Genomic DNA, 26,060 nt, shown 5'->3' with positions numbered 1-26,060 from the left:
ATTTTAGTATTTCACAATCTTTCATGCCTTGTCAGCGAAGACGAAATCAATATGTTGACTGCAAAACTCATATAAAGGAGACCCTTGTGAATACTTTGGCATCGGGATTACGATCAGCCGCACTTGCAAGCGGACTGTTGCTGGCATCGACCCTCGCTCCAGCCATTGCAAGCGCTGAGACAATGGATATTTCGCATGCAAGCGGCACAACGGCAGTGGAGAAGAATCCGAAAACCGTCGTTGTTTATGATCTTTCCGCGCTCGATACTCTGGATGCGCTCGGAGTCGACGTCGCAGGTGTGCCTGATGCGCCCATGCCCGCATCGCTTTCCACATTTTCATCGGATGATTACGAGAAGGTTGGCTCCCTGTTCGAGCCTGACTTTGAGGCTGTCAACGCGCTTCAGCCCGACCTGATCATTGTCGGTGGCCGTTCACAGGCAAAATATGAAGACCTCTCGAAAATCGCACCAACGATTGACCTGACGATTTCGAATGATGCGTTCCTGGAAGGTGTTGAAGACAATGCCAGAACGCTGGGCGATATCTTTGGCAAACAGGATGAAGCCGAAGCTGAGATCGCAGACCTTGAAGCATCGCTCGATGAGCTGCAGTCCCAGACCGCAGATGCCGGCTCCGCTCTGGTGTTGCTGACAACCGGCGGCAAGGTTTCTGCCTTCGGCCCCGGCTCGCGCTTTGGCGACGTCTATGACCTCTATGGCTTCACGCCTGCTGATGCCTCGCTGGACGTCGGCAACCACGGTCAGGCCGTTTCGTTCGAATATATCATGGAGCAGAACCCGGACTGGCTTTATGTGCTGGACCGCGATGCCGCAATCGGACGCTCCGGCGAAGCGGCCGAGCAGCTACTGGATAATGAACTTGTCGCCCGCACCAATGCCTGGAAAAACGATCAGGTGATCTATGCCGATGGTGGCCTGCTCTATCTGGCAAGCGGTGGTATTCGCGCTCAGAAGGCACTGGCCGATCAGGTTATCACTGCCCTTCAGGAATAAGCTGGAACAGCATTCACACCTTCAAAGGCCGTTCCGTAGCTGGTTTTACGAAGCGGCCTTTTTGAAGTTTCTTTTCTTCAAAAAGCCAGACGTGCGGAAGGATCGGCAGCATCGATCATCATCCGGGAAGCACCGTCATTCGACAGAAGCACAAGCTCTGCTGCCAGATTGGCGACCACACAGGCGTGGTTGGGATAAATCAGAAGCCGGTCACCGATCTCAAGTCCGGTTCCCTGACGCCCAACAATCCCATGCTCCTCGGAGAGCTTTTCAACAATCAGCGGACGGTCAAGCTTTTCGGACCAGGCTTCACCATAACCTGTCACACCGGCCACACTGTGCGGCCCGAGATCGGAACTGAGCGTCTTTGATCCGGCGTCCACGATATAGGACTCGCTGTTGGCGGAAATGATTGTCGCCACCACGGCCAGAGCAATCTGCCCGCGGTTGACTATACCAAGGCGCACGGCTGTCATATCATAAAAAACGTAATTGCCCGGCCGCACCTCATCAATACCATCAAATCCGGCATTGGCAATCAGCGTCGGCGTGCTCCCGACAGAAACAAGCGGCACAGACACACCAAGGCCCATGAGCTTCGCTTTCAGCGCTTTCAGGATTTGCGCTTCCCCTGATGCAACAGCACGAACGCCATCCAGCCCGCCAGCGCCATAGGAATGTCCGGCATGGGAAAGCAAACCGGCAAAGACCAGATGCGACGCCCCATGGATCGCCTTCGCAACGCTGCCTGCCTCTTCCGTCCCAGGATCGACGCCACAGCGATGCAGCCCTGTATCGACCTTCATGAAGACATCTACGGTTTTTCCCGTGTCCTCAGCCGCAGCTGCGAGCGCAGCCACGCCGGCGTAACTGTCTGCAATGAAGCGCAGCTTCACACCACACTGGCTCCCAAGTTCCAGAAGCTTTGAAAGCGGCTCGGCCTCGATCACCGGATAGGCAAGCGTGACTGGCGAAAACCCGGCACGCACAAAGACCGCCGCTTCTGCCGGATGGGAGGCCGTGACACCCTTTGCCCCTTCTACGCGCTGAAAATCGGCGATTGCAAGCGACTTATGCGTTTTGATATGCGGATGCAGAGCCACACCACCAGCATTTGCGATCGTCTGCATCTCAGCGATGTTTTTCGCCAGACGCAGCTCATCAATGACTACGCAGGGGCTTGCCAGCGATCCCGCATTCGGGAACGCGCCCGCATTCGGATATTCCTTTGCAGTTGTCATGCAATTACCAGACGATCTTATGCGTTTTGCCAGTGGCAACGTTGACCAGCCCTTCCGGCGCATAATCGGAAGGCGCGACCAGAACCCAGCGCCATGGAGCGCAGGTCAGTGTTGCAAAGGCCAGACGCTCGGGGAATCCTGCCCACCAGCGCGGAGAAGACGACGGCTCGAACATCCACTCGATCTTCTCGCCCTCGGCATACAGTTTCTGCATATCGGCATCGAGATCTTCAGCAGAGCGCTGCGACATCAGCCCGGCGACCTCGTAGCGCACCGTTGCCACAATCTCATTGTCACGCACAAGCGCCCATCCGCCGCCGATTTCACTGAGTGCATTGACGGCCTTGGCCATGGCCTCATCGGATGAACCGACGCACCAGATATTGTGCTTGTCGTGGGCAAGTGAGCTGGCCAGTGCACAATCCGGCGTTTTCGGACCGGTACCGGCCCAGAACATTCTGGAAACGGCCTTTTGACCGGAGAAACGATCGACAATCGCAAACTTGGTGATCGCCTTTGCCGCATCGCGCTGCACGAAGCCAGCCTCCACCGGTAACTCATAAGTTAGGAAATCATCCTCCCAGAAAAAGGGACGCAGGACCGCCGCTGTCATGGTTTCCCGTCCGGGCTCAGCACGGATCGCAAAGTCTTCAGCGCTGAACTGTCCACCAACATTGACCGTATTTGTCGCCCATTCCGGCCAGTCGATCTCCGGCACGGGCAGAATATAGTCGTTGCCGCGGGAAACCTGTTTCCCGTCCGCCCAGACCTCAGCAATTTCAAAAGTCTTCAGATCGGACAGCAGGACAATGTCAGCAAACCGGCCCGGCGCGATCATACCAACCCAAGGGGTCAGCCGCATATGCCGTGCGGGATTGATAGTAACGCATTGAATCGCAATTTCCGGCTGGAGACCGGATTGAATCGCGAGGCGGACATTATAATCGGTTGCGCCCTTCTGAAGTGTTTCAGACGCACTCCGGTCATCCGTCGCAAAAGCAATCTGAGACCAGTCAGCCAGCCCGCGTTCCAGAAGCCCGCTGATCACGTCCGGCATAGAATGCGGGCGAAGTTCAGCAAAAAGACCGTGCGTGAGCTTGTTCCAGAATTCCTCTGCCGTCCATGCTTCATGATCAGAGGCCATACCAGCCGCAGCAAAGGCATTGATCGTCGGCAGGTCTTTCAGACCGGCAGCATGACCTTCAACAACGCCGCGCGCGGCGAACGTGGCCTCAATCATACCCCAAAGGCGCTCATGGGAAGGATTCTCCGGATTCCAGACGGCAGGCCAGTCCATGACTTCGTCCAGCCCGGCCACCATCAGGCTTCCGGCCAGAAAGTCACGCTGCTCATCATGCCCAAGCCAGCCGCCACCATGTTCATAGGCCGTCGGTGGAACGGCAGAACCGGGGAGCGGAAAGATTTTCAGCGGTGAGCCATGCTGACGCGCCGTCATCCAGAAATCCAGCGTCTTCGATCCGCGCACATTGGAAAACTCATGGCTGGCTTCGCATGTCCAGGTATTGCCTCGCGGCATCACCAGAGCCGCCTCCCATTCAGGCGTAAGATGCGAGCTTTCAATATGCTTATGCACTTCGCCCAGACCGGGAATGGCCATCATATCCGGGTGCTCATCAATGGTTTCGCACGTTCCCGGCCAGGATCCGGCGGGGCCGACATAAGCAATGCGCTCGCCCTTGATGACAATATCCTGATTTTCACTCCATGTGCGCGTTGCCGTATCAAGCAGCTTGCCGACGCGCAGGATACGGTCGGCAGATACCTTGCCCAGAGCAACAAGCGTTAGCTGCTGGCGCAGCCGGACTTCGGATTTTGCATCAATCATAATTACACCGTGAGATGGTCCGGCGCATCGCCCGAACCGGAATAGCAGATGGAAAGGATACGCGCGCCTTCCGGCCCGCTGGCATAAAAACCGTGTTCGGAGGCCGCATCGAAATAAACCGTTTCACCTGTCGCCAGCACTGTTGGCGCATAAGGTTCCATTTCAAAAACCACGCTGCCAGAAACAACGTAGACAAACTCTTCGCCGCTATGCGCACTTCGCGCTGGCGTGGCACCGGGCGCCAGCGGCGGAACATCAATAATCATCGGTGTCAGTGCCTTGGCCGCAAGATCGGTGGAGAGCATCCTGTAGCGTCCCATGTCGTTCTTCAGCATCCGGCCTTCGCCATCACGGTTGATAACACGCACAGCACGGGCGAAAGGTGTGCGCGAGGACTTTCCCTCAAGAAGATCGGAAAAATCCAGACCCAGCCCACTCGAAAGCCGGGTCAGCACCGAATAGGCCGGATGACTCTGACCATTTTCGATCTTCGAAAGTGCTGAAATGGATACGCCTGTTCTTTTGGAAACCTCAGCAAGCGTCCAGCCATTATCGTGCCGCAGATCTGCAAGGATACGGCCAACAGAATGCGCACCGCCCTCATCCAAAACCGTTTCACGCTGGTTCATTCCAGCCCCTCCCCGCTTTCATGTCCGCCCATTGCCTTACAGCATCGGTCCGAAAATCGGAATCGATTTTCGGAAAGCACGATGCGTAGTTTCAATAGGTTAGAGCGTCCTTGGTACCCCGAATTGATGGACGGCGCTCTAGCTCGTTAACGGTCCTCTGTTTTCGACAATCAGGCGATAGTGCTCAGGTTCGCGATGCCGCGCGAAATCAAAGATCGTCTTGCGATAGAGTGCGGCCATATCGAGATCGCACTTTGCCACGACCACCTCATCATCCGTCGACGTCGCCATCGCAACAATCTGACCGGAGGGCGCCACAATCATCGACTGCCCGATCAGGTTCGATCCTTCTTCATGCCCGGCTTTGGCTGTCGCAATCACCCAGTTGGAATTTTGATAGGCACCGGCCTGTATGGAAAGCTGGTTGTGAAACTGCGTCAGGCTGTCAAAATCGAAATTGCCTGTGTGATCGTCCGGCGTATTATAGCCGACAAGGATCATTTCGGATCCTCTCAGTGCCATAACACGATAGGTTTCGGGCCAGCGGCGGTCATTGCAGATCGCCATGCCAACCCGTGTGCCAAACGCCTCGAAAACATTGAAGCCCAGATCGCCCGGCTCAAAGTAGTACTTCTCAAGGTGCTGGGATTTGAGATCCGGCTGCGGCGCATCCCAGCCCGGCAGGTGGATTTTCCGGTATTTGCCGACGAATTCCCCGTCCCTGTCAACAAGGATCGAGGTATTGAAGCGACGCTTCACGCCGTTTTCGACGACGAGCTCAGCATATCCGAGATAAAAACCGATTCTGAGCTTCTTTGCGGCCTCAAAAAGCGGCAGCGTTTCCCGGCCCGGCATTTCAGTCTCATAAAATGCATCAATCTCGTCCGGGTCGGTCATATACCAACGTGGGAAAAAGGTCGTCAGTGTCAGTTCGGGAAACACCACCAGTTCCGCCCCGCGTGATGCCGCTTCATGCAGCAATGCGATCAGGCGTGCAACGACCTCGCGTCTGGTATCAGAGAGCGCGATCGGCCCCATCTGGGCCGCAGCGGCAACCAGTGTCCGGCTCATGCGAAATCCCCTTCATCTTCGAGGATGCAGCACTGATCAAAATTAAACGCGATACCGACATTGCTTTCCGCTTCAATCGGATTTTGCAATGAACCATTGGCCACCAGCATACCGGCAGCCGTTTCGACCTTATACTGATAGGCACGTCCGAGATAGGAACGCATACGGGTCTGACCGGAGATTGTGTTTTCGCTCGCAGGCTCTGCCAGGCTCAGGCCCTCGGGCCGTGCACCGACAATGAATTTCTCAGGCAAGGGACCTGTTTTAGCCTCATCCAGCACCACGGAACCACCACCACGATTTTCCGCTGTGACCTTCGAACCATTGCGCGCGCTCACCTGCATCGCAATCAGATTGTCAAAGCCCACAAAACGGGCGACAAACGCGTTCACCGGGCGGGTGTAGAGCACTTCCGGCGTATCCAGCTGAACGATATTTCCGGCATTCATGATCGCGACCCGATCCGAAATCGAAAACGCCTCTTCCTGATCATGCGTCACATAAATTGCCGTCCGGTTATTGGCCTTCTGCAGCTCACGGATCTCGACGCGCATATCAACCCTGAGCTTGGCATCAAGGTTTGACAAAGGCTCATCAAACATCAGGAGCGGCGGATCAATTGCCAGCGCCCGGGCAACTGCGACACGCTGGCGCTGACCACCGGAAAGAGCTGCTGGCAGACGGCCGGCAAAGCCGGTCAGCCCGACACGGGCCAGCATGTCTTTCGTGCGGCGCTCGCGTTCTGACGGCTCAACCTTGCGCTGTTTCAGCCCGAAACCGACGTTTTCGGCAACAGTAAGATGCGGAAACAGGGCATAGTTCTGAAACACGATCCCGGCATCGCGCTTGTGCGGCGGCAGGCCTGTGACATCGCGCCCGGCAACCGAAATACTGCCGCCTGTGGGCTGCAGAAAACCAGCCAGCAAACGCAGTGTCGTCGTCTTGCCGCAACCACTCGAACCAAGAAGCGACACCAGTTCGCCCTCACCCACTGAAAGGTTCAGACCGTGCAGAACCTGCGTGGAACCGTAATGTGCGGTTACATCTTTCAGAATAACGGCGTTTTCAGCCATTTTAACTCCTATTGAACGGTCTTTGACAGGCCGAGACTGCGCTCGATCAGAACCATGACAAGAATGGTGACGCCCATCAGCAGAACAGAAACCGCGCTGACGGTCGGATCGAAAAATTGCTGAACATAGGTGAAAACCTCAATCGGCAGAGTGGAAATCCCCGGCCCTGTCAGAAACAGGGCAACTGCCATGTCATTCAGCGAGGTAATAAAGGCAAGCACCATGCCTGCAATCACACCGGAGCGAATGTTGGGCAGCACGATTGTCCAGAATGCCTTTGCCGGATGCATGCCCAGACTGACGGCGGCTTCTTGTATCGAAAAGTCAAAACCGGCCAGACTGGCACCGATAACCCGCACCATGTAGGGCAGGCAGAGGATGGAATGCCCCAGGATCAGCGAGGGCAGGATCGGCAGTTCAAACTGCACAATCAGCGTTTTGAGCAAAGAAAAGCCGAACACGATCTCCGGAATGAAGAACGGCAGAAAGAACACCGATCCATACCAGCCCGGAATGCGCATCTTGTAGCGCGAGAGCGCATAAGCTGCAGCAAGGCCTGTTACCAGCGCTATCAGCGTGCCGCCAACCGCCACCTGCATGGAGATAATGAAGGTGTCGAGAAAGCCGCTATGCTGAAAAACATTGGCATACCATTTGAGCGTGAAGCCTTGCGGCGGAAAAGCCAGAAACGGCGTATCGCTCACCGATGTGCCGATCACGATAATGATCGGCCCGGCCAGAAACAGAATAACCAGCCAGCCGAAGGCTTTCGAGAGCGGGTGAATGCGACGCGACATCATTGGACTGTCCTCCGTGCTGCAAGACGCCCGGCCAGCGAACCGACGACGACGACACAGAATATCGCAGTTCCCATCATGATTGCAGCGATGGTATTGGCCACGCCCCAGTCAAACGAGATCATCGCTTTTTGATAGAGCAATGTTGCAAGCGTCATCTGCGGCTCACCGCCAAGAAGAGTCGGCGTTACAAAGGTCGCAAGTGAACCGGTAAACACCAGGATCGAACCGACCATCATCCCTGGCACAGCCAGCGGCAGCGTGACCTGAAAAAAGACGGCGACCGGGCTGGCACCGAGCGATCCGGCAGCAAGATAAAGATCGTCTTCGATGTTTTCGAGAACGCCGACCAGCGACAGGATCATCAACGGCGTGAACAGATAGGCCAGACCGGCAATCACTGCCCCTTGCGTGAAGAGCATTTCGAGTGGTTCACTGATCAGGCCCATCTTCATCAAAGCGGTATTGACCACGCCATTGCGCCCGAGGATCGCCATAAACGAAAAGGAACGAACCACAACGCTGGTGAGAAGCGGAAACACCGACAGGATCAGAAGCACACGCTTCAGGCCAAGCGACGCATTGGCAATCATATAGGCACCGGCGAACCCCAGCACCAGCGCAACCATTGTAGAGAAAAACGCTATCCGGAAAGACCGGAGCATCACCGTCCGGTTATAGGCATCTGCGAAGAAGTCGCGATAATTCGCAAAAAGCCCGGCGGGATTGGAGAAACTTTCAGCCAGCGTACCGGCAACCGGCAGGACCAGAACAAAAAGCAGGACCGCGGTTGCCGGAAAAACCAGCAGCCACGGACCGAGCGCGCATATGCGCTTTATTGGTGAGACGCGCTGAGACAATATTCTAAACCGTCAGCGTCCGAAAACAGCATTCCAGCGGCTTTCCCAGTCATCATTGACCTTCAGCAGCTTGTCGTAAGGCGTTGGCTGCATGCTCATGACTGCCTCTTCACCGTAAACCAGACTGGAAGCCTGCTCCGGTGTCAGCTCAACGGTCTTGTTTACCGGGCCTGAGCCGCTGACAAGCTCGACAGCGGCATCTTTCTGGGCCTGCCGCGAAAGCGAAAAGTCGATAAAGGCGAGCGCCAGCTCTTTATTCTTCGCATTCTTCGGAATGTTATAGGTGTTCATCATCCGGAAGTCGCCTTCCTTCAGTTCAGCCCAACCGATATTCGGGTTCGCCGCCTGGATAGCCGGGAACGCATAATCCTGCGCCAGACCGATAAAGGCCTCACCCGTTGAAAGAAGATTGGTCAGCTCGGAACCGGACGAAAATGTCTTCACAATATTCGGTTTCAGCTCTTCCATCTTGGCAAAGGCTGCATCAGGGTCCTCAAAAGCATCCGTACCGACGCATTTGGCGGCCATCATGACCGTCAGTGGACCGCCCGTGGTGTTAAACGCCGGCATGGCAATCGACTTTTCAAAATCGGGACGCCACAGATCACACCATGAGGTAATCGGTGTATCCGTGCGGGTTTTGTCATAAACAATACCATAACGGCCGAAAGTATAAGCCGGACCGTAGTCACCCTGCGGGTTCTTGGCCGCATCATAAAGCTCATCGAAATTGGAGAGCTTCGAACCGTCGATTTCTTCAAATGCCCCCTGATTAATGCCAATCTGGGAGAACTTGTCCGTCAGCAGGATCACATCGACACCACCACGAATACGCGCCTTGTTCAGCCGCTCAGGGGCACCACCCGTTTCTGTGACCACCTTAACATTGTGTGCCTTTTCGAAGGGTTCGAAAATAAAGGGCTCATAAAAGTCGTTGGAGTAACCCCAGTTGGAAACAACAAAGGTATCCTGTGCCTGAGCAACAAAAGCAGGCAGGGAGACAAGCGCGGCAACCGCGGTTGCACGGGCAAAAATCGACATATGCGGCATGCGGTGATGTCCTTCGAACTATCGGAACGGAAAACTTTTTTCTTTTTAGAAAAAACTAACCCATGTGTCAATTTTTGAGCACTGAATTTTCATGCTCAAGAAATAGCCATCCACATATTTGACAAAGTATGAAAGCCAGAATTTACGAACCGCTATGCGGCGAAAGCAGCTCCTGCAGATGGAAGCGCTCGGCGAAGAAATCACCGAAGACATAAGGCACCGCTGTCCATACACCAGCCCATAGGATTGCGCCGACGATATTGGCCAGCACAAACGGCCTCCACCGCATCGCCATCGTACCGGCAACGATACCGTTTAGCTGCCGCAAGATGACCACAAAACGCGCCCCCACAACGACCATCGGTCCGCGCCGTTCATAAAGCCCTGCAACCCACTGATGCCGTTTTGGCGTCATGCCGATATAGCGGCCATAGCGCTCAATCAAAGTTTTACCGCCAAAGCGGCCAATCAGATAGCCTGTGTTGTCGCCAAGCACGGCACCAACGACAACGACCACAAAAACCCCTTCAATCGGAAACTGACCGGCACTGGCCAGAAGCGAGGCACCAATCACGCCGCTCTCCCCCGGAAGAGGGGCGCCGAGCGATTCCAGATAAACAATCACCAGCAACGCAAAGAGACCATAGTGACGCAGGTATGGCTCAAGCGTTGTGATCGTATCGTGGATAAGATGCATAACGTCTCCGGAAAGGCAGAAGAAGGCAAACGGATCCGGCGCTCGGCAACAGGGAACGACACGGCATCGAAGCGTCAGCGCCAATGACAGGCGTCGGCTTTGTTAAAAGCTGACGCCCGATCACTATCCTCAAGGGCACTTTGCCTTGTACTGGTTACCGTTCTGATCGCGGTAATAGCACTGATTGTTGCTGTCCTGGACACGCCCGATAAGCGCTCCACCGGCAGCACCAAGAGCGCCAGCCGCCAGGGTCTGGCCGGTGCTGCCACCAAGCAGCATCGAGGTTGCCGCAGCACCGCCGCCTCCGATGGCCGCACCCTTTTGTGTCGACGAGCAGGCAGCAGCTGAAACAGCAAGACCACCAACCATCACGACCGTCATGAGCTTCTTAAGCATATGATCTCCTTTTTGCATATTGCCAGAACACTGTTCCACAAGACACCGCGTTCCGGCAACCAGATTTAAGGATTTTACAAAAGAGCAACACGCGACGGCAGAGCAGATCAGGAAATCACCAGCCCTTTGACGAACAGTATCTCCAGATAACGCGCGGCATCTTCATAGCGCCCCTCACCGGATAACCCCTCACCCAGCACCGCACGGACCTGAACATCAAAGTCGGCATAATGCTGTGTCGTGGACCAGATTGAAAAGATGAGGTGATATGGATCCACCTTTCTGAGCTTTCCGGAGCGCTGCCAGGCACGAATCACCTCGGCCTTCTCGTCGACGAGTTGCTTCAGCTCTCCACGCAAAAGCTCTTCCACGTTCGGTGCCCCATGAATAATCTCATTGGCAAAAATACGGCTTTCGCGCGGGAAATCACGCGCCATTTCCAGCTTTCGACGGATGTATGAGCGTATCTCGCTCTCAGGATCATTGGCAGGGTCGAAAAAGCGTAAAGGATCGAGCCAGACCTGCATAACGCGGTCGATCAATGCGGTGAACATCGCTTCTTTCGTCCGGAAATAGTAGAGCACATTCGGCTTCGACATACCCGCTGTCTCGGCGATCTGATCGACTGTCGATCCTTTGAAACCATTGGCCGAAAACACATCAAGCGCTGCTTCAAGAATAATCTCTTCTTTTGCCTGTTGAATACGCGTCCTGCGCTGTGTTTTCGCTGCTCTTGGAATCATCAAGCCCTGCCCATTGCTCTTACTATCTGGCACAACTTTGCACAAAAACAAATCATGCACACGCTTTAGGCCATTTTTTCGAAAAAACGTCGCGGAAATTGATCATATGCACTTGAGCAGATGACGGGAAGCTGTAAAGTTTAACCAACCGGTCAAAAACCGGAGGGGAACTGAAAAGAATTATCTTCCCTCGATGCAAGACAACACCATGCTCATGATGGCAAACGAGCACCGTGCGGAAAACAAGAACGCGAGGACGGAAACGATATGGTTGCAAAAGCGGGCGAAAACATGCGGGTCAATGGTGACCGGCTTTGGGATGCGTTGATGGAGATGGCGAAAATCGGCCCCGGCGTTGCTGGCGGCAATAATCGCCAGACACTGACAGATGAAGACGCCGAAGGCCGTGCCCTGTTTCAGAAATGGTGCGAAGATGCCGGCCTGACCATGGGCGTGGACAAGATGGGCTCAATGTTCATGACACGCCCCGGCACTGACCCTGAGGCCCTTCCCGTTTACGTCGGCTCGCACCTTGATACGCAACCAACGGGCGGCAAATATGATGGTGTGCTCGGCGTATTGTCTGGGCTGGAACTGGTTCGCACGCTGAATGATCTGAATATCAAGACCAGACATCCGATTGTCATTGCCAACTGGGCCAATGAAGAAGGTGCGCGTTTTTCTCCACCAATGCTGGCATCCGGCGTTTTCGCAGGCGTTCACACACTCGACTACGCTTATGGCCGCCGCGATCCGGAAGGTCTCTCATATGGCGATGAGCTGAAACGCATTGGCTGGCTCGGCGATGAAGAGGTCGGTGCCCGCAAGATGCACGCCTATTATGAGTACCACATCGAACAGGGGCCGATCCTTGAGGCGGAGAAAAAGGAAATCGGCGTTGTGACGCACTGTCAGGGCCTGTGGTGGCTGGAGTTCACACTCACCGGCAAGGAAACACATACTGGCTCCACACCGATGGCCATGCGCTTGAATGCCGGCCTGGCCATGGCAAGGATACTGGAAGCCGTTCAGGCAATCACGATGGACTTTCAGCCCAATGCCGTTGGCGGTGTCGGACAGATGTTCTTCTCGCCCAATTCCCGCAATGTCCTGCCCGGCTCGGTCACGTTCACCGTCGATATCCGAACAGCCGATCAGGAAAAGCTGGACGGAATGCGTGCGCGCATCGAGAAGCAAGCCGCCGAGATCTGTGAAGCCCTTGGCGTTGGCTGCTCGGTGGAAGCTGTCGGCCATTTTGATCCGGTAACCTTTACCCCGGAGCTTGTCGAAAATGTCCGGGAAGCCGCAGTCGAACTTGGCTATGAGCACATGGACATTGTATCGGGCGCCGGGCACGATGCCTGCTGGGCTACCAAGGTAGCACCGGCAACCATGGTCATGTGCCCATGTGTGGATGGCCTTTCCCATAATGAGGCGGAAGACATTTCGAAAGAATGGGCCACCGCAGGTGCCGATGTGCTGCTGCGGGCCGTGCTGAAAACCGCGGAGATTGCGGCTTGAACCTGACGATCTCCATCGAACAGCCTGACCAACCCGAAATCCGGGCGCTGATCGAACTGTCCGACCGCTATATGGCCACACTTTATCCGCCTGAGGGTAATTTCGCGGTCGATATCGCAGCGCTTGGGCAAGCCGATACGACCTTCATGGTCGCACGTCTGGACGGCAAGGCGGCGGGCTGCGGTGCGGTGAAATGGCTTTCTGATACGAGCGCGGAGCTCAAACGCATCTATGTGCATGATACAGCACGCGGAAACGGTGTCGGCCGCGGACTGATGAACAGCCTGGAACAGGCCGCTCAAGATCACGGGATCCAGACGCTTTTCCTCGAAACCGGGCCGCTGAATACCGAAGCCGTCGCCATGTATCGTCGTCGAGGCTACATCGAATGCGGCCCCTTTGCCGACTACGCGGAAAATCCCTACAGCCTTTTCATGTCAAAGGTCCTGCAACCTGATGAAGCGGTCGCAACATGAGGAAGGCATCCGGCATAAAAGACAAAAAGGCGCTGCGCTCCATCGGCTTTATCGGTGCGCGTCCTGCCTCAACAGTTGCAGCGGACACGACGTCTTCAGCCGCTAAATCCGCGGCTCCGGCGAAAAGCCGGGGCGCGATCAAACCGCAGGCCTCGGCCACACCGGCAGGCCTGTCATCCAACATCCGGAAGCCGGGAGGATTTCGGCTGAAATAACTTTCAGAAGAACAAGAAGCGGAAAATCCGCCGGTTCGAACAAAAGGGAACAGCTTCATGAGCACAGTGATCAAGGGCGGGACGATTGTCACCGCAGACCTGACCTATAAATCCGACGTTAAGATCGAAAATGGCAAGATTGTCGAAATCGGCCCTGATCTTTCCGGCGACGACACTCTGGACGCAGAGGGTTGCTTTGTCATGCCCGGCGGTATTGACCCGCATGTGCATCTGGAAATGCCGTTTATGGGAACATATTCCTCCGACGACTTTGAAAGCGGAACCCGTGCAGCCATTGCCGGTGGCACAACCATGGTTGTCGACTTCTGTCTGCCCAATCCCGGCCAGTCACTGTTTGACGCGCTTAAGCGCTGGGACAACAAATCGACGCAGGCCAATTGCGACTACTCCTTCCACATGGCCATCACCTGGTGGGACAAACAGGTGTTTGAGGAAATGGAAGCCGTGGTGAAAGAGCGCGGCATCAACACCTTCAAGCATTTCATGGCCTATAAGGGCTCGCTGATGGTCAATGATGACGAGATGCTCGCCTCGTTCCAGCGTTGTGCGGAGCTGGGCGCCATGCCGTTGGTTCATGCGGAAAACGGCGATGTTGTCGCATCCATGGCAGCCAAGCTTCTGGCAGAAGGCAATAACGGACCGGAGGGCCATGCCTATTCACGGCCTGCTGAAGTGGAAGGCGAAGCCACCAACCGCGCCATTATGCTTGCCGATATGGCAGGCGTTCCGCTTTATGTGGTTCATACGTCATGCGAGCAGAGCCATGAAGCGATCCGCCGCGCCCGTCAAAAGGGCATGCGGGTCTATGGTGAACCGCTGGTCCAGCATCTGCTTCTTGATGAAAGCGAGTATTTTGATAAGGACTGGGATCATTCCGCCCGTCGGGTCATGTCGCCTCCGTTCCGTAACAAGAGCCATCAGGCTTCGCTCTGGGCAGGCCTTCAGGCCGGGTCGCTTTCCTGCGTTGCCACCGACCATTGCGCTTTTACCACCGAGCAGAAACGCTACGGTGTGGATGACTTCACCAAGATCCCCAACGGAACCGGCGGAGTAGAAGACCGTCTGCCACTTCTGTGGACCTATGGCGTTGGCACGGGCCGGTTGACGATGAACGAGTTTGTCGCCGTCACCTCCACCAATATTGCCAAGATCCTCAATATGTACCCGAAGAAAGGTGCGGTACTGGTCGGCGCGGATGCAGACCTTGTCGTGCTGGATCCTGAACGCGAAAAAACGATCTCGGCCAAAACCCAGCAGTCGGCAATCGACTACAATGTGTTCGAGGGGTTCAAGGTCAAAGGTCTGCCGCGCTATACTCTGTCTCGCGGCAAGGTCGTGGTTGATGATGGCGTGGTTAAAGCCGAAGCCGGTCACGGACAGTTTGTCGCCCGGGAGCCCTACCCGGCCGTCAACAAGGCGCTTTCCACATGGAAAGAACTGGTGGCACCGCGCAAGATCGAACGTGCCGGCATTCCGCCAAGCGGTGTTTGATAGATAAACCGGAGACAGACATGACGCTTCATGACCGGCCTGCAGATATCCGCATCGCCGTCGCCATGATCATCAACCGCCACGGTGAGATACTCACCGTGCGAAAGCGAGGCACTGCGAAATATCAGCAGCCCGGCGGCAAGATCGATCCCGGCGAGACTCCACTTGAAGCGCTGATCCGTGAACTGAATGAAGAACTCGCGCTGACCTGCTCCATGGAGAACTTTCGTTATGAGGGCAGGCATCGCGAATGGGCAGCAAATGAACCGGGCATGATCGTCGAGGCGGAATCCTATTCCTGGCTGGCCAGTCCTGATGTCACGCCACAGGCAGAAATCGAAGATATAAAATGGCTGCCGGTTAAGGGGAAAATCACTGTGAAACGCGCGGCACTGACAGAAAAACATCTGTTTCCAATCGCTGCAAAACGCTTTTTGGAAGCGGAGAATGCAGCATGAGCGAGAAAACTCCGCTTTCTGTGGTGAAGGCTGAAGACCTCTGTCTGACCTTCAACACCAATGACGGACCGGTTCACGCACTCAAGGACGTGGACCTTGATGTCAAGAAGGGAGACTTTGTCTCCTTCATCGGCCCTTCCGGCTGCGGCAAGACCACATTTCTGAGGGTTATTGCTGACCTTGAGCAGAAAACGTCCGGCAAGATCACTGTCAACAACACAACGCCGGAAAATGCGCGTCTGGACCGTGCCTATGGCTATGTTTTTCAGTCAGCCGCACTTTATCCATGGCGTACGATTGAGAAGAATATCGCACTTCCGCTGGAAATCATGGGCTACACCAAAGCCGATCAGGCGCGTCGGATCAGCCATGTGCTTGCACTCGTGGATCTTGCAGGCTTTGGAAAGAAATTCCCATGGCAGCTTTCCGGCGGCATGCAGCAACGCGCCTCCATTGCCCGTGCTCTTGCCTTTGACGCCGACCTGCTTTTGATGGACGAGCCATTTGGCGCGCTTGATGAAATCGTTCGGGACCACCTCAATGAACAGCTTCTGAAGCTCTGGGCGGCCACCAACAAAACGATCTGCTTTGTTACCCACTCCATTCCGGAAGCCGTCTACCTTTCCACCAAAATCGTTGTGATGAGCCCTCGACCGGGCCGTGTCACCGATGTGATCGAGTCGCCACTGCCGAAAGAAAGACCGCTGGATATTCGTGAGACGCCGGAGTTTCTGGAAATCGCGCATCGTGTGCGCGAAGGTTTGCGCGCGGGGCACAGCTATGAGTGAGGGCAATTAAATGTCTATCAAATCTGAGCTAGAAACATGGATTATAGAAGCGCTCCGAGATTCTGGGGGGAATGCAGCTATCTCGGATATTTGCAAACATATCTGGGAACACCACGAACATGATTTGAGGGCATCAGGAAAGCCATTTTATACTTGGCAATACGACATGAGATGGGTCGGGCAAGACCTTCAAAATTCAGGACAACTAAAAAAACAAAGAACCTATTGGGAATTGCTCAAATGATCCGTGAGCGCGTCCTTCCCATTGCCACCGTTATCGTCGCCATTCTGGCCATATGGTGCGTTTTCGTTGTGATCATGAACCGGCAGTTTGCCGAGGACCAGGCCCGCCGCGCCGGTGAAACCCTCACCTTCTCGCAACTCGTTGGCGAAACCTACAGCGCCAAACGCCCGGTTCTGCCAGCCCCGCATCAGGTCGCAGCCGAACTCTGGAAATCAACGTTCGAGACGAAAATCACCTCTAAACGCAGCCTCGTTTACCATACCTGGGTGACGTTTTCCTCGACGATGCTTGGCTTCATGATTGGTTCGGCCTTCGGCATCATTCTTGCCATTGCCATTGTGCACAACAAGACGATGGATCGCTCGATGATGCCGTGGATCATTGCCAGCCAGACAATCCCGATCATCGCGATTGCGCCGATGCTGATCGTGGTGCTGAACGCCATTGGTATTTCCGGCATCCTGCCCAAGGCGCTGATCTCTACCTATCTCTCCTTCTTCCCTGTTGCAGTCGGCATGGTCTCCGGCCTCAGGAGTCCGGATCAGCTGCAGCTCGATCTGATGCGAACCTATAATGCCGATGCGCGCCAGGTGCTTTGGAAACTGCGCCTGCCGTCAGCCATGCCCTACCTGTTCACCTCGCTGAAGATTGCCATCGCGATCTCACTTGTCGGTGCCATCATTGCCGAACTTCCAACCGGCGCGGTAGCTGGCCTTGGTGCACGCCTTCTTTCCGGCTCATATTACGGACAGACCGTACAGATCTGGGCCGCCTTGTTCATGGCCGCCATTCTGGCATCTGTACTGGTTGCCATCGTCGGGCTGGCGCAAAACGCAGTCCTGAAACGCATGGGAGGTCCGGCATGAGCAGCAGCGGTTACCTTCTTTTCGCGCTTGTTTTCTGGCTTGGCGCCTGGGCATTCAATGAATGGCTGGTGCGGCAGACATTTTCCGGCAAAACCCTCAACCGGATCGCATGGATTACCGTGCCTCTGATTTTCGGCATTGCGCTGATGGTGATATGGGAAGGGCTCGTGCGCGGGCTTGATATCTCGCCGATCCTGCTGCCTGCCCCCAGCGTCATCTGGGCCAAGATCGTCAACGCGCTTCCAACGCTTTGGAACGATTTCCGTCAAACCATCCTGAAGGCCGTTCTGGCAGGCTATGCCATGGGCTGCGGCGCCGGCTTTGTCGTTGCCATCCTGATCGACCGCTCACGCTTCCTGAAAAACGGCCTTCTGCCGCTGGGCAATTTCGTCTCAGCGCTGCCTATTGTCGGAATTGCCCCGATCATGGTGATGTGGTTCGGCTTCGACTGGCAATCGAAGGCTGCCGTTGTCGTGGTCGCAACCTTCTTCCCGATGCTGGTCAATACGATTCAGGGGCTTGCTGCGGCCAATCAGATGGAGCGTGATCTGATGCGCACCTATGCGGCAAGCTGGTGGCAAACCATGGTCAAGCTGCGGTTGCCAGCGGCATGGCCGTTTATCTTCAACGCTCTCAAGATCAATTCCACGCTGGCGCTGATTGGCGCAATCGTGGCAGAGTTTTTCGGTGCACCGACGGTCGGTATGGGTTTTCGGATTTCCACGGAAGTGGGCCGGGCCAATCTCGATATGGTGTGGGCCGAAATTGCGGTGGCGGCTTTGGCCGGTTCCGCTTTTTATGGCGTGGTGGCGCTCATTCAGCGCGCTGTCACGTTCTGGCATCCGTCCGTGCGTTCAGGCCGGGCGTAAGCCTTCAACGATGCATGTTTATAAATATCCAAAAATGGGGAACAACAGCATGAAAAAGTCAATTCTCGCGGCACTGGCCGCTTCTTCCCTGGCCGTTTTCACCGGTCAGGCCATGGCTGCAGAAGATGTCACCCTGCAGCTGAAATGGGTCACACAGGCCCAGTTTGCAGGCTATTATGTGGCTCTGGAAAAAGGCTTTTATGACGCGGAAGACCTTAACGTCACAATCAAGCCCGGCGGCCCGGACATTGCGCCAGAACAGGTGATTGCCGGTGGCGGCGCTGATGTCATCGTCACATGGATGGCTGCCGCTCTTGCCGCACGCGAACGCGGTGTGCCGCTGGTCAATATCGCACAGCCATTCAAGAATTCCGGCCTGCTCCTCACATGTCTGAAAGAAAGCGGCATTGAGAGCCCGGAAGATTTTCCCGGCCACACGCTCGGCGTCTGGTTCTATGGCAATGAGTACCCGTTCTACGCCTGGATGGCCAAACTTGACCTTCCGACGGATGGCTCGGAAGAAGGCGTTGAAGTTCTGAAACAGGCCTTCAATGTTGATCCGCTGCTGCAGAAGCAAGCCGACTGCATTTCCACGATGACCTATAACGAGTACGGTCAGGTGCTCGACGCCGGTATCACGCCGGACCAGCTGACCGTCTTCAACTATCGTGATGAAGGCGTCGGCATGCTCGAAGACGGTCTTTATGTGATGGAAGAAAATCTCGAAGACCCGGCCTTCGTCGACAAAATGGCAAAGTTCGTCCGGGCTTCGATGAAGGGCTGGAAGTATGCCGAAGAACATCCCGATGAAGCAGCAGAAATCGTCATCGAATATGACGACACCGGTGCGCAAACCCTTGAACATCAGGAATATATGATGGGCGAAGTTGCCAAGCTGACAACCGGCTCCACCGGTGCTCTGGATGTCGACGACTATAATGAGACCGTTCAAACGCTGCTTTCGGCCGTTTCGCCGGATAACCCTGCAATCACGGAAGAACCGGAAGGCGCTTACACGCTGGAAGTCACGGACAAGGCCTTCGCCAACTAAGCGATATAACCTCAGGAGAACCGGAATTCTCCTGACGTGTTGGTACATTTGTCTGAATATTGATGTGCGCTGCCCGAAACGGGTAGCGCATATTGTATTTCTGCATCAGTTTCACGTTAAATCGAACCAATCGGTTTAATTTATGCAAGAAGATGCCATATTGTGCTTGAAGCCTTCACCGGTGTGCCCGGCGTTTGGGCCCGGTGATACTGCGTGCGGAAAACCAGATCACCGCGCCAGGCGTAATTGCGACTGACTATGCATTTTGACCCGCATTGATGAGATGGCCGGATCGCGGCCCGTTTGAGGACCATGTCATGAATACCCGCCGTTTTCCCGCAGCTTCTTTTCTGATGCTTGTGCTTCTTGCATCCCCTGCGCTGGCAGCAGAGACCGGCACGCCCGGCGAGAATAACCTGCCAGCGATTGTCGTCACCAGTGCCACGCCACAGCAACTGACAGAACGTGTGCTGGGAACTGGCATTGTTGAACCTGTCGACGAGGTGTTTGTGCAGCCACTGGTCGAGGGACTTTCGATTGAAACCATCGAAGCGGAAATCGGCGACCGTGTGGAAAAAGGCACGGTTCTGGCGACACTGCGCACCGACAAGCTTCTTCTGGAAAGAAGCAGTCAGATGGCCTCAAAGGCCAGAGCGAAAGCCAATCTTTCGCAACTGGAAGCGCAACTGAAATCCAGTGAGGCCGTGTTGACGGATGCAAGAAGGCAATATGATCGCGCAAAACGCCTGGTCGAAAATGGAACATCAACCCGCGCGGCGCTTGAACAGGCTGAAACAAGCGCGCTCAAAGCCCAGGCAAGCGCGAACGCTGCGCGTGAGGCGATTTCGGTTGCCGAAGCCGACCTTCGGGTGACAGAAGCCCAGATTGAGGATATCGATCTGCGGTTGGCACGCACGAAAATCAAGACACCGGTGTCTGGTATCATATCCGACAGGAACGCGCGCATCGGCGCCATTGCCAGCGGCTCAGCCAATCCGATGTTCACCATTATCGAGGATGGTGCCATCGAACTGGTGGCAGAAGTACCGGAAGACAGCGTCATGAAAGTCAGGCAGGGTCAGGCCGCCCATATTATGCTGGTCGGCGCCAGGGAACCGATTAACGGCAAGGTGCGTCTGGTTTCACCGGTTGTCGATGAGGCCACCCGGCTGGCCGATGTTTTCATCACAATCGAAGAGCCGGAAAGCGCCCGTGTCGGCATGTATGCCAGTGCCGAGATCATCATTGAGCAGACCAGCGCGCTCAGCCTGCCAATGACCGCAGTCAATATTGATGGCTCGGGCGCGACAGTGCGGCGGATCGTTGACGGTACTGTTGAAATCGTACCTGTCTCGACCGGCATTCAGGATGGCAGCCGCGTGGAAATCACCGGTGGCCTTGAAAGCGGCGATCAGGTGGTCGCCAAGGCCGGAGCCTATGTGCGTACCGGAGACCGGGTGCGCCCGGTTTCCAGCGAAAACGCCATCAGCGATTGAGGATATCTCTTATGAACTTCTCAGCCTGGGCAATCCGAAATCCGGTTGCCCCATTGCTTCTGATGGCGCTTCTGGTGATGATCGGTCTGCAATCCTTCAACAAACTGCCGATCACCCGCTTTCCCAATGTTGATATTCCCGTTGTCGCGGTCACGGTTGCCCAAAGCGGCGCAGCGCCGGCGGAGCTGGAACTTCAGGTTACCAAAAAGGTTGAAGACGCCATCGCCAGTATTTCCGGCGTCGACGACATCAACTCCACCATTACCGACGGAACATCGACCACATCTGTTCTTTTCCGCATGGAAGTCTCACCGGATGAGGCGCTCAGGGAGGTCAAGGACGCCATTGACAACATCAGGGCCGACCTGCCCGCCACGGCAGAAGAACCGGTCGTGCGCAAGATTGATGTCGAAGGGCAGGCCATCCAGACTTTTGCCGTTTCCTCCCCCAACATGTCTCTTGAAGAGCTTTCCTGGTTTGTTGACGACAAAATCGAACGGGCGCTGCAGGGCATTCAAGGGGTTGGGAAGGTGGACCGCTACGGCGGTGCTGACCGCGAAATCCAGATATCGCTCGATGAAAACAAGCTGTCCAGTTATGGCATCACCGCAGCTGATGTGAATACCCAGCTTGCAAGCGTTAATGCTGACCGTGGTTCCGGGCGTGGGCAGGTGGCAGGCTCGGAACAGACGATCCGAACTCTGGGCGACGCGCGCAATGTCTCAGAACTCGGTAACACCATGATTGCGCTCGGAAATGGCCGTTTTGCCCGCCTCTCGGCACTTGGAACCATTACCGACACTTATGAAGAACCGCGCACATTCATGCGCCATAATGGCGAACCGATCGTTGCGTTTGGCGTGTTCCGTTCCAAAGGGGCCAGCGAGGTTTCCGTTGCAAATGCCGTTCAAGAAGCGCTTGCAACAGTGCGCACAGAAAACCCGGACGTGTCGATCAAAATGGTCGATGATGCGGTCTTTTATACCAAAGGCAATTATGAAGCCGCGATGCACACTCTCTATGAAGGTGCGGTGCTGGCAATCATTGTCGTGTTTCTGTTTCTGCATAACTGGCGGGCGACGCTGATTGCCGCAACGGCCCTTCCACTCTCGGTCATCCCGACATTCTGGATCATGGACCTGATGGGCTTCTCGCTCAACATCGTCAGCCTGATCTCCCTGACGCTGGCCACCGGCATTCTGGTCGATGACGCGATTGTCGAGGTCGAAAATATCGAGCGGCATATCAATATGGGTAAAACGCCCTATCGCGCAGCGCTGGACGCAGCCGATGAAATCGGACTGGCGGTGATTGCCACAAGCTTCACGATTATCGCCGTATTTGCGCCGGTCTCCTTCATGCCAGGCATTCCCGGACAGTATTTTATCCAGTTTGGACTGACCGTTGCCTTCGCCGTGTTCTTTTCCCTTGTCGTGGCGCGACTGATCACGCCGGTGATGGCTGCCTATCTGCTGAAACCCGGCAAACATGGCAAGCGGGAAGACAGTGAAAGCAACGATGGTCGTTTCATGCGCGCCTACACCGGTTCAGTCCGCTGGACGACACGCTGGCGCTACGCAACACTGGTCGCAGCCATCGGCGTCCTGATTGTCTCGCTGTTCTTCATGATGCGCATTCCCGGCGACTTTCTGCCACCGGAGGATGCCTCACGAATTGTTATCTCTGTCGAGTTACCGCCAGTCACCCGACTTTCCGAAACCGAAGCGGTCACCGATGCCATGGCAGACCGGGTTGCTGCGATTGATGGTGTAGAGAGTGTCACGGTTCTGGGCGGCTCCTCTCCGATGGGATCTCTCGAATATCGCCGCGCGTCCATTACGGTCACGCTCAACCACCTCTCGCACTCGCTGGCCGAAACAATCGTTAATGAAGTTTTCGGCGGCATCCCTCTGATCGGGAAATATCTCCCGAAATTGCCAATTGATGGTCGCGAAATCCCGCAATGGCGGATCGAGGAACAAATCCTTACTGCACTGTCTGATATCCCCGACGCACGCATCACCATTTTGAACGATAATGGTGGGCGCGATGTCGAATTTAATTTCCTGTCAGACAATGACGAAGACCTTCAGGCAGCCGTCGCGACGCTGGAGGCCAAATTGCGGGCCGATCCGCTGTTGCAGAATGTCGCCTCGGAAGGCGCCTTGCCGCGACCGGAACTGAAGATCCACCCAAAGAAGGAAATCGCTGCACGCCTTGGCGTCACACCGGCCGCCATTGCCAATACAGTGCGCGTGGCAACTGTCGGTGACATTGATGCGAACATGCCGAAGATCGCGCTTGATAACCGGTTGATACCGATCCGCGTGCGCACCGACCTTGAGCTGAGACGGGATCTCGCAGCCATTCGCGCCTTGAAGATAAAGACAGCCGATGGCGGGCTTGTGCCGCTTTCTGTCGTTGCCGATGTGGAATATTCAGAAGGCACAGGCACCGTCAACCGTGCCAATCGAAATCGTGTCGTGACCATTGGCGCAAGCCTGCCGCAGGGCGTAGCGCTGGATTCGGCGACACAGCGCTTCAGGCAAATCGTTGAAGACACGGACCTGCCAGCCTCAGTCACGTTGGCGGCGGCCGGAGATGCCGAAATTCAGGCGGAAATGCAGGAAAGCTTCATGAACGCCATGATGCTGGGACTGTTTCTTGTGCTGGCTGTACTGATTCTGCTGTTTAAGGATGTCATCCAGCCCTTCACCATCCTGTTTTCGCTGCCGCTTGCGCTTGGCGGTGTTGCAATTGCACTAATCCTGACAGGCAATTCATTGTCGATGCCTGTGCTCATCGGCCTGCTGATGCTGATGGGTATTGTCACCAAGAACGCCATTCTGCTGGTCGATTTTGCGAAGGAAGCAATCTGGCGTGGGATGGAGCGGCGTGACGCGCTGGTTGAGGCAGGCCGCAAACGCGCCCGGCCGATTGTCATGACGTCGATTGCGATGTCGGCAGGTATGATTCCCGCAGCACTCGGCGTCGGCGAAGGCGCATCGTTCCGTTCTCCGATGGCCGTGGCGGTGATCGGCGGCATCATTGTCTCCACCGTTTTGAGCCTGCTGGTGGTTCCCGCCTTCTACATGATCATGGATGATTTTGCGCGGTTGCTGCGTCGCCTTCTCAGTGGCCTTGTCGGGCGACGAGACCCTGACGACGCTGTTTACTCAAACGAGGAACTCGGACGGCTGAACGAGGCGCAGAACAGAAAACTTGCAAACATCGAAAAACGTTTGGACGATATCGAGCAGGCAAGCGGAGAACCGCGAGACCATAATCCGGCTTAATGTAGAAAATTCTCAGCCAAAACAACCATATGCATAACATTGAAAGGGGCCGGCCATACACCGGCCCTTTTTGCTGTTTGGCATAGACCACCCCATGCTTTGTCCCAAACGTCAAAAAAACAGAGGCAATTGATTGAAATCAAACGTTGGTGACACGGGCGCCATTACTTTGACAGACAGCAGAAACCGGTTGGGAAGCCTTTTGGAAAGCGCTTAAGGAAAGCCACCACAACGCTGTGAGAACCGGTTGCGCTGCTCGGAATTTAAAACGGACAGCTTCGGCACATTGCTTACCCAGGACACAATGTCAAAGCTGCTCCACAGCCGGCGACATTGCGGCGTGCACTGGCTGTTCGGAAAAACGGCAATTGAGCCCTTTCGCCGCGGGATCGGGCCAGGAGACAAAACTGTGAACAGGACCCTATTGCTGAATGAACGCAAGAAAACGCTGTTTGTAGAAACCAAACTGACCGCTGCCATGGATATGGCAACGATGAACAGGCTGATGGAATGCGCGACATTTGCAAATTGCTATCCGCGCGATGTCGTTTTCCGCGAAGGTGACCCGGCGACCCATTTTTACAGCGTACTTTCCGGTTATGTCCGGCTGTTCAGGCAGAGCAGCGAAGGTCGCGAAGCCGATATCCGCGTTTGCGGCCCGGGCGACAGCTTTGGTGATGATCTGATCTTTGCCGGCGACACCTATGAATATCACGCTCAGGCTGCCGATAAGGCCATGCTTGCGCGCTATGACCTGAACAAGGTGCGCAATATCGCTGAAACGGATGGCGGCATGCTGGCCCGTGCGATTGCGTCTTCACTATCCGGCGAACTGCAGGAAACACTGGAATGCGTCGCAAATGACCGCCTGAACACCGCTGTGCAGCGCGTTGCCTATTATCTGCTGGAACAATGCGAGGGGCAGGACGCTCCCGCGTCCTTCCGGCTGGCATTCCAGAAGAGCCTTCTGGCCGGCAAGCTCGGCCTTGCTCCCGAAGCATTGTCCCGTGCATTTGCCACGCTGAAAGACCTCGGCGTGCAGGTACATGGTCGCATCATCGAGATTGAGGATATTGATGCGCTGAAACGCGTTTGAGAAACGCGGCATCTGCGCACCGATCATGCGATCACTTGAGCGGTTCATTCCCTGATGAACCCGCTCGGTATCCGGGAGGAAACAAGAACCGGCGGGTTAAAGCCCGCCGGTTTCTTTCAGAAATGCCACAATATCACTGACGCCTTCGCCGCGTTTCAGATCAGTAAAGACGGTCGGCGCGCCGGAACGCATCCGGCTGGCATAATCAGCCATCACATCCAGGTTGACTTCGACATAAGGAGCCAGATCTTTCTTGTTGATGATCAACAGATCGGATCGGGTGATGCCGGGTCCGCCCTTACGAGGGATCTCTTCACCCTGCGCCACCGAAATGACGTAGATGGTGATATCGGCCAGATCAGGCGAAAAGGTCGCCGCCAGATTGTCACCGCCAGATTCGATGAAAATCACATCCAGATCGGGGATACGCTCATTCAGTTTGGCTATGGCCTGAAGATTGATCGTTGCATCTTCACGAATAGCAGTGTGTGGGCAGCCACCGGTCTCAACGCCAACAATGCGATCTGAGGTCAATGCCTGCATTCGCACGAGGGCATCTGCATCTTCCCGCGTATAGATGTCATTGGTGACGACAGCAACGGAGTAGTCCTTGCCAATCGCTTTGCATAGCTTTTCCGTCAGCGCGGTCTTGCCGGACCCAACCGGGCCACCGATACCGACACGCAACGGACCATTTTCGGATTTCATATTTTACCTCTGAAGTTCAAGACCGGTTTCAAACCGGCAAATACA

At 55.4% G+C, this 26,060-nt stretch carries 26 protein-coding genes; 14 read left to right on the top strand and 12 right to left on the bottom strand.

The window, feature by feature from the left end; genetic code table 11:
• Nucleotides 1-86: 86 nt before the first annotated feature.
• Nucleotides 87-1,016, top strand: a complete 930-nt coding sequence (locus tag EDC90_RS05495; protein ID WP_245510946.1) for a siderophore ABC transporter substrate-binding protein — start codon at nt 87-89, stop codon at nt 1,014-1,016.
• Nucleotides 1,017-1,093: 77 nt separating this feature from the next.
• Here the strand turns inward: EDC90_RS05495 and EDC90_RS05490 are convergent, their stop codons facing one another.
• The 11 genes from EDC90_RS05490 to EDC90_RS05440 form a co-directional block, all read right to left on the bottom strand.
• Nucleotides 1,094-2,257: an alanine racemase gene (locus tag EDC90_RS05490; RefSeq protein WP_165972749.1), complete on the bottom strand. Its 1,164-nt coding sequence runs from the start codon at nt 2,255-2,257 to the stop codon at nt 1,094-1,096.
• Between the two features lie 4 nt (nt 2,258-2,261).
• Nucleotides 2,262-4,103, bottom strand: coding sequence for an adenine deaminase (locus EDC90_RS05485; RefSeq protein ID WP_132309382.1), 1,842 nt, complete (start codon nt 4,101-4,103; stop codon nt 2,262-2,264).
• A 2-nt stretch (nt 4,104-4,105) separates the two neighbouring features.
• Nucleotides 4,106-4,732, bottom strand: coding sequence for a helix-turn-helix domain-containing protein (locus tag EDC90_RS05480; RefSeq protein WP_132309380.1), 627 nt, complete (start codon nt 4,730-4,732; stop codon nt 4,106-4,108).
• A 138-nt stretch (nt 4,733-4,870) separates the two neighbouring features.
• On the bottom strand, nt 4,871-5,803 hold the full coding sequence (locus EDC90_RS05475) for an N-carbamoyl-D-amino-acid hydrolase (RefSeq protein ID WP_132309378.1): 933 nt from the start codon (nt 5,801-5,803) through the stop codon (nt 4,871-4,873).
• On the bottom strand, nt 5,800-6,876 hold the full coding sequence (locus EDC90_RS05470; protein WP_132309376.1) for an ABC transporter ATP-binding protein: 1,077 nt from the start codon (nt 6,874-6,876) through the stop codon (nt 5,800-5,802). Before EDC90_RS05470 ends, EDC90_RS05475 begins: the two co-directional genes overlap by 4 nt.
• Nucleotides 6,877-6,884: 8 nt before the next feature.
• On the bottom strand, nt 6,885-7,676 hold the full coding sequence (locus EDC90_RS05465; RefSeq protein WP_132309374.1) for an ABC transporter permease: 792 nt from the start codon (nt 7,674-7,676) through the stop codon (nt 6,885-6,887).
• Nucleotides 7,673-8,533, bottom strand: a complete 861-nt coding sequence (locus EDC90_RS05460) for an ABC transporter permease (RefSeq protein WP_132309372.1) — start codon at nt 8,531-8,533, stop codon at nt 7,673-7,675. Before EDC90_RS05460 ends, EDC90_RS05465 begins: the two co-directional genes overlap by 4 nt.
• A 12-nt stretch (nt 8,534-8,545) precedes the next feature.
• The gene (locus EDC90_RS05455) at nt 8,546-9,583 is read right to left on the bottom strand and encodes an ABC transporter substrate-binding protein (protein ID WP_132309370.1); all 1,038 of its coding nucleotides are present in this window, start codon (nt 9,581-9,583) and stop codon (nt 8,546-8,548) included.
• Nucleotides 9,584-9,725: 142 nt separating this feature from the next.
• Nucleotides 9,726-10,280 (bottom strand): DedA family protein, encoded by a 555-nt coding sequence (locus EDC90_RS05450; protein ID WP_132309368.1) that lies wholly within the window; start codon nt 10,278-10,280, stop codon nt 9,726-9,728.
• Nucleotides 10,281-10,409: 129 nt separating this feature from the next.
• Nucleotides 10,410-10,676: a hypothetical protein gene (locus EDC90_RS05445; protein WP_245510945.1), complete on the bottom strand. Its 267-nt coding sequence runs from the start codon at nt 10,674-10,676 to the stop codon at nt 10,410-10,412.
• A 107-nt stretch (nt 10,677-10,783) separates the two neighbouring features.
• Nucleotides 10,784-11,419 (bottom strand): TetR family transcriptional regulator C-terminal domain-containing protein, encoded by a 636-nt coding sequence (locus tag EDC90_RS05440; protein ID WP_207903850.1) that lies wholly within the window; start codon nt 11,417-11,419, stop codon nt 10,784-10,786.
• 267 nt (nt 11,420-11,686) lie between these two features.
• On the opposite strand from EDC90_RS05440, the gene EDC90_RS05435 reads away from it, so the two are divergent.
• From EDC90_RS05435 to EDC90_RS05375, 13 genes are all read left to right on the top strand, one after another.
• The gene (locus tag EDC90_RS05435; RefSeq protein ID WP_132309364.1) at nt 11,687-12,940 is read left to right on the top strand and encodes a Zn-dependent hydrolase; all 1,254 of its coding nucleotides are present in this window, start codon (nt 11,687-11,689) and stop codon (nt 12,938-12,940) included.
• Nucleotides 12,937-13,416 carry a GNAT family N-acetyltransferase gene (locus EDC90_RS05430; RefSeq protein ID WP_165972748.1) on the top strand — a complete coding sequence of 160 codons (480 nt, stop codon included), beginning with the start codon at nt 12,937-12,939 and terminating at the stop codon, nt 13,414-13,416. Before EDC90_RS05435 ends, EDC90_RS05430 begins: the two co-directional genes overlap by 4 nt.
• On the top strand, nt 13,413-13,631 hold the full coding sequence (locus EDC90_RS05425; protein ID WP_132309360.1) for a hypothetical protein: 219 nt from the start codon (nt 13,413-13,415) through the stop codon (nt 13,629-13,631). The genes EDC90_RS05430 and EDC90_RS05425 overlap by 4 nt, the downstream gene beginning before the upstream one ends.
• Before the next feature lie 57 nt (nt 13,632-13,688).
• Nucleotides 13,689-15,143: a dihydropyrimidinase gene (gene hydA, locus EDC90_RS05420; RefSeq protein ID WP_132309358.1), complete on the top strand. Its 1,455-nt coding sequence runs from the start codon at nt 13,689-13,691 to the stop codon at nt 15,141-15,143.
• A 20-nt stretch (nt 15,144-15,163) separates the two neighbouring features.
• Nucleotides 15,164-15,601, top strand: a complete 438-nt coding sequence (locus EDC90_RS05415; RefSeq protein ID WP_165972747.1) for an NUDIX hydrolase — start codon at nt 15,164-15,166, stop codon at nt 15,599-15,601.
• Complete coding sequence (locus tag EDC90_RS05410) at nt 15,598-16,389, top strand: ABC transporter ATP-binding protein (RefSeq protein ID WP_132309354.1); 792 nt, start codon at nt 15,598-15,600, stop codon at nt 16,387-16,389. The genes EDC90_RS05415 and EDC90_RS05410 overlap by 4 nt, the downstream gene beginning before the upstream one ends.
• Nucleotides 16,390-16,399: 10 nt before the next feature.
• Nucleotides 16,400-16,633, top strand: a complete 234-nt coding sequence (locus tag EDC90_RS05405; protein WP_132309352.1) for a hypothetical protein — start codon at nt 16,400-16,402, stop codon at nt 16,631-16,633.
• A complete protein-coding gene (locus EDC90_RS05400) occupies nt 16,630-17,499 on the top strand; it encodes an ABC transporter permease (RefSeq protein WP_132309350.1) in 870 nt (289 codons plus the stop codon). Before EDC90_RS05405 ends, EDC90_RS05400 begins: the two co-directional genes overlap by 4 nt.
• The gene (locus tag EDC90_RS05395; protein WP_132309348.1) at nt 17,496-18,368 is read left to right on the top strand and encodes an ABC transporter permease; all 873 of its coding nucleotides are present in this window, start codon (nt 17,496-17,498) and stop codon (nt 18,366-18,368) included. The genes EDC90_RS05400 and EDC90_RS05395 overlap by 4 nt, the downstream gene beginning before the upstream one ends.
• 49 nt (nt 18,369-18,417) lie before the next feature.
• Entirely contained in the window at nt 18,418-19,419 is a 1,002-nt protein-coding gene (locus EDC90_RS05390; protein ID WP_132309346.1) for an ABC transporter substrate-binding protein, read from the top strand.
• Between the two features lie 317 nt (nt 19,420-19,736).
• The gene (locus EDC90_RS05385) at nt 19,737-20,915 is read left to right on the top strand and encodes an efflux RND transporter periplasmic adaptor subunit (RefSeq protein WP_132309344.1); all 1,179 of its coding nucleotides are present in this window, start codon (nt 19,737-19,739) and stop codon (nt 20,913-20,915) included.
• Nucleotides 20,916-20,926: 11 nt separating this feature from the next.
• The gene (locus EDC90_RS05380; RefSeq protein WP_132309342.1) at nt 20,927-24,211 is read left to right on the top strand and encodes an efflux RND transporter permease subunit; all 3,285 of its coding nucleotides are present in this window, start codon (nt 20,927-20,929) and stop codon (nt 24,209-24,211) included.
• 409 nt (nt 24,212-24,620) lie between these two features.
• Nucleotides 24,621-25,307, top strand: a complete 687-nt coding sequence (locus EDC90_RS05375) for a Crp/Fnr family transcriptional regulator (protein ID WP_245510944.1) — start codon at nt 24,621-24,623, stop codon at nt 25,305-25,307.
• A gap of 96 nt (nt 25,308-25,403) precedes the next feature.
• On the opposite strand, the gene ureG is transcribed toward EDC90_RS05375, so the two are convergent.
• On the bottom strand, nt 25,404-26,015 hold the full coding sequence (ureG, locus tag EDC90_RS05370; protein ID WP_132309340.1) for an urease accessory protein UreG: 612 nt from the start codon (nt 26,013-26,015) through the stop codon (nt 25,404-25,406).
• Nucleotides 26,016-26,060 lie beyond the last annotated feature (45 nt).

It is taken from the genome of Martelella mediterranea (genome assembly GCF_004342225.1).
GTDB classification, from domain to species: Bacteria; Pseudomonadota; Alphaproteobacteria; order Rhizobiales; family Rhizobiaceae; genus Martelella; species Martelella mediterranea_B.
This window is presented reverse-complemented; position numbering and strand designations above follow the sequence as displayed.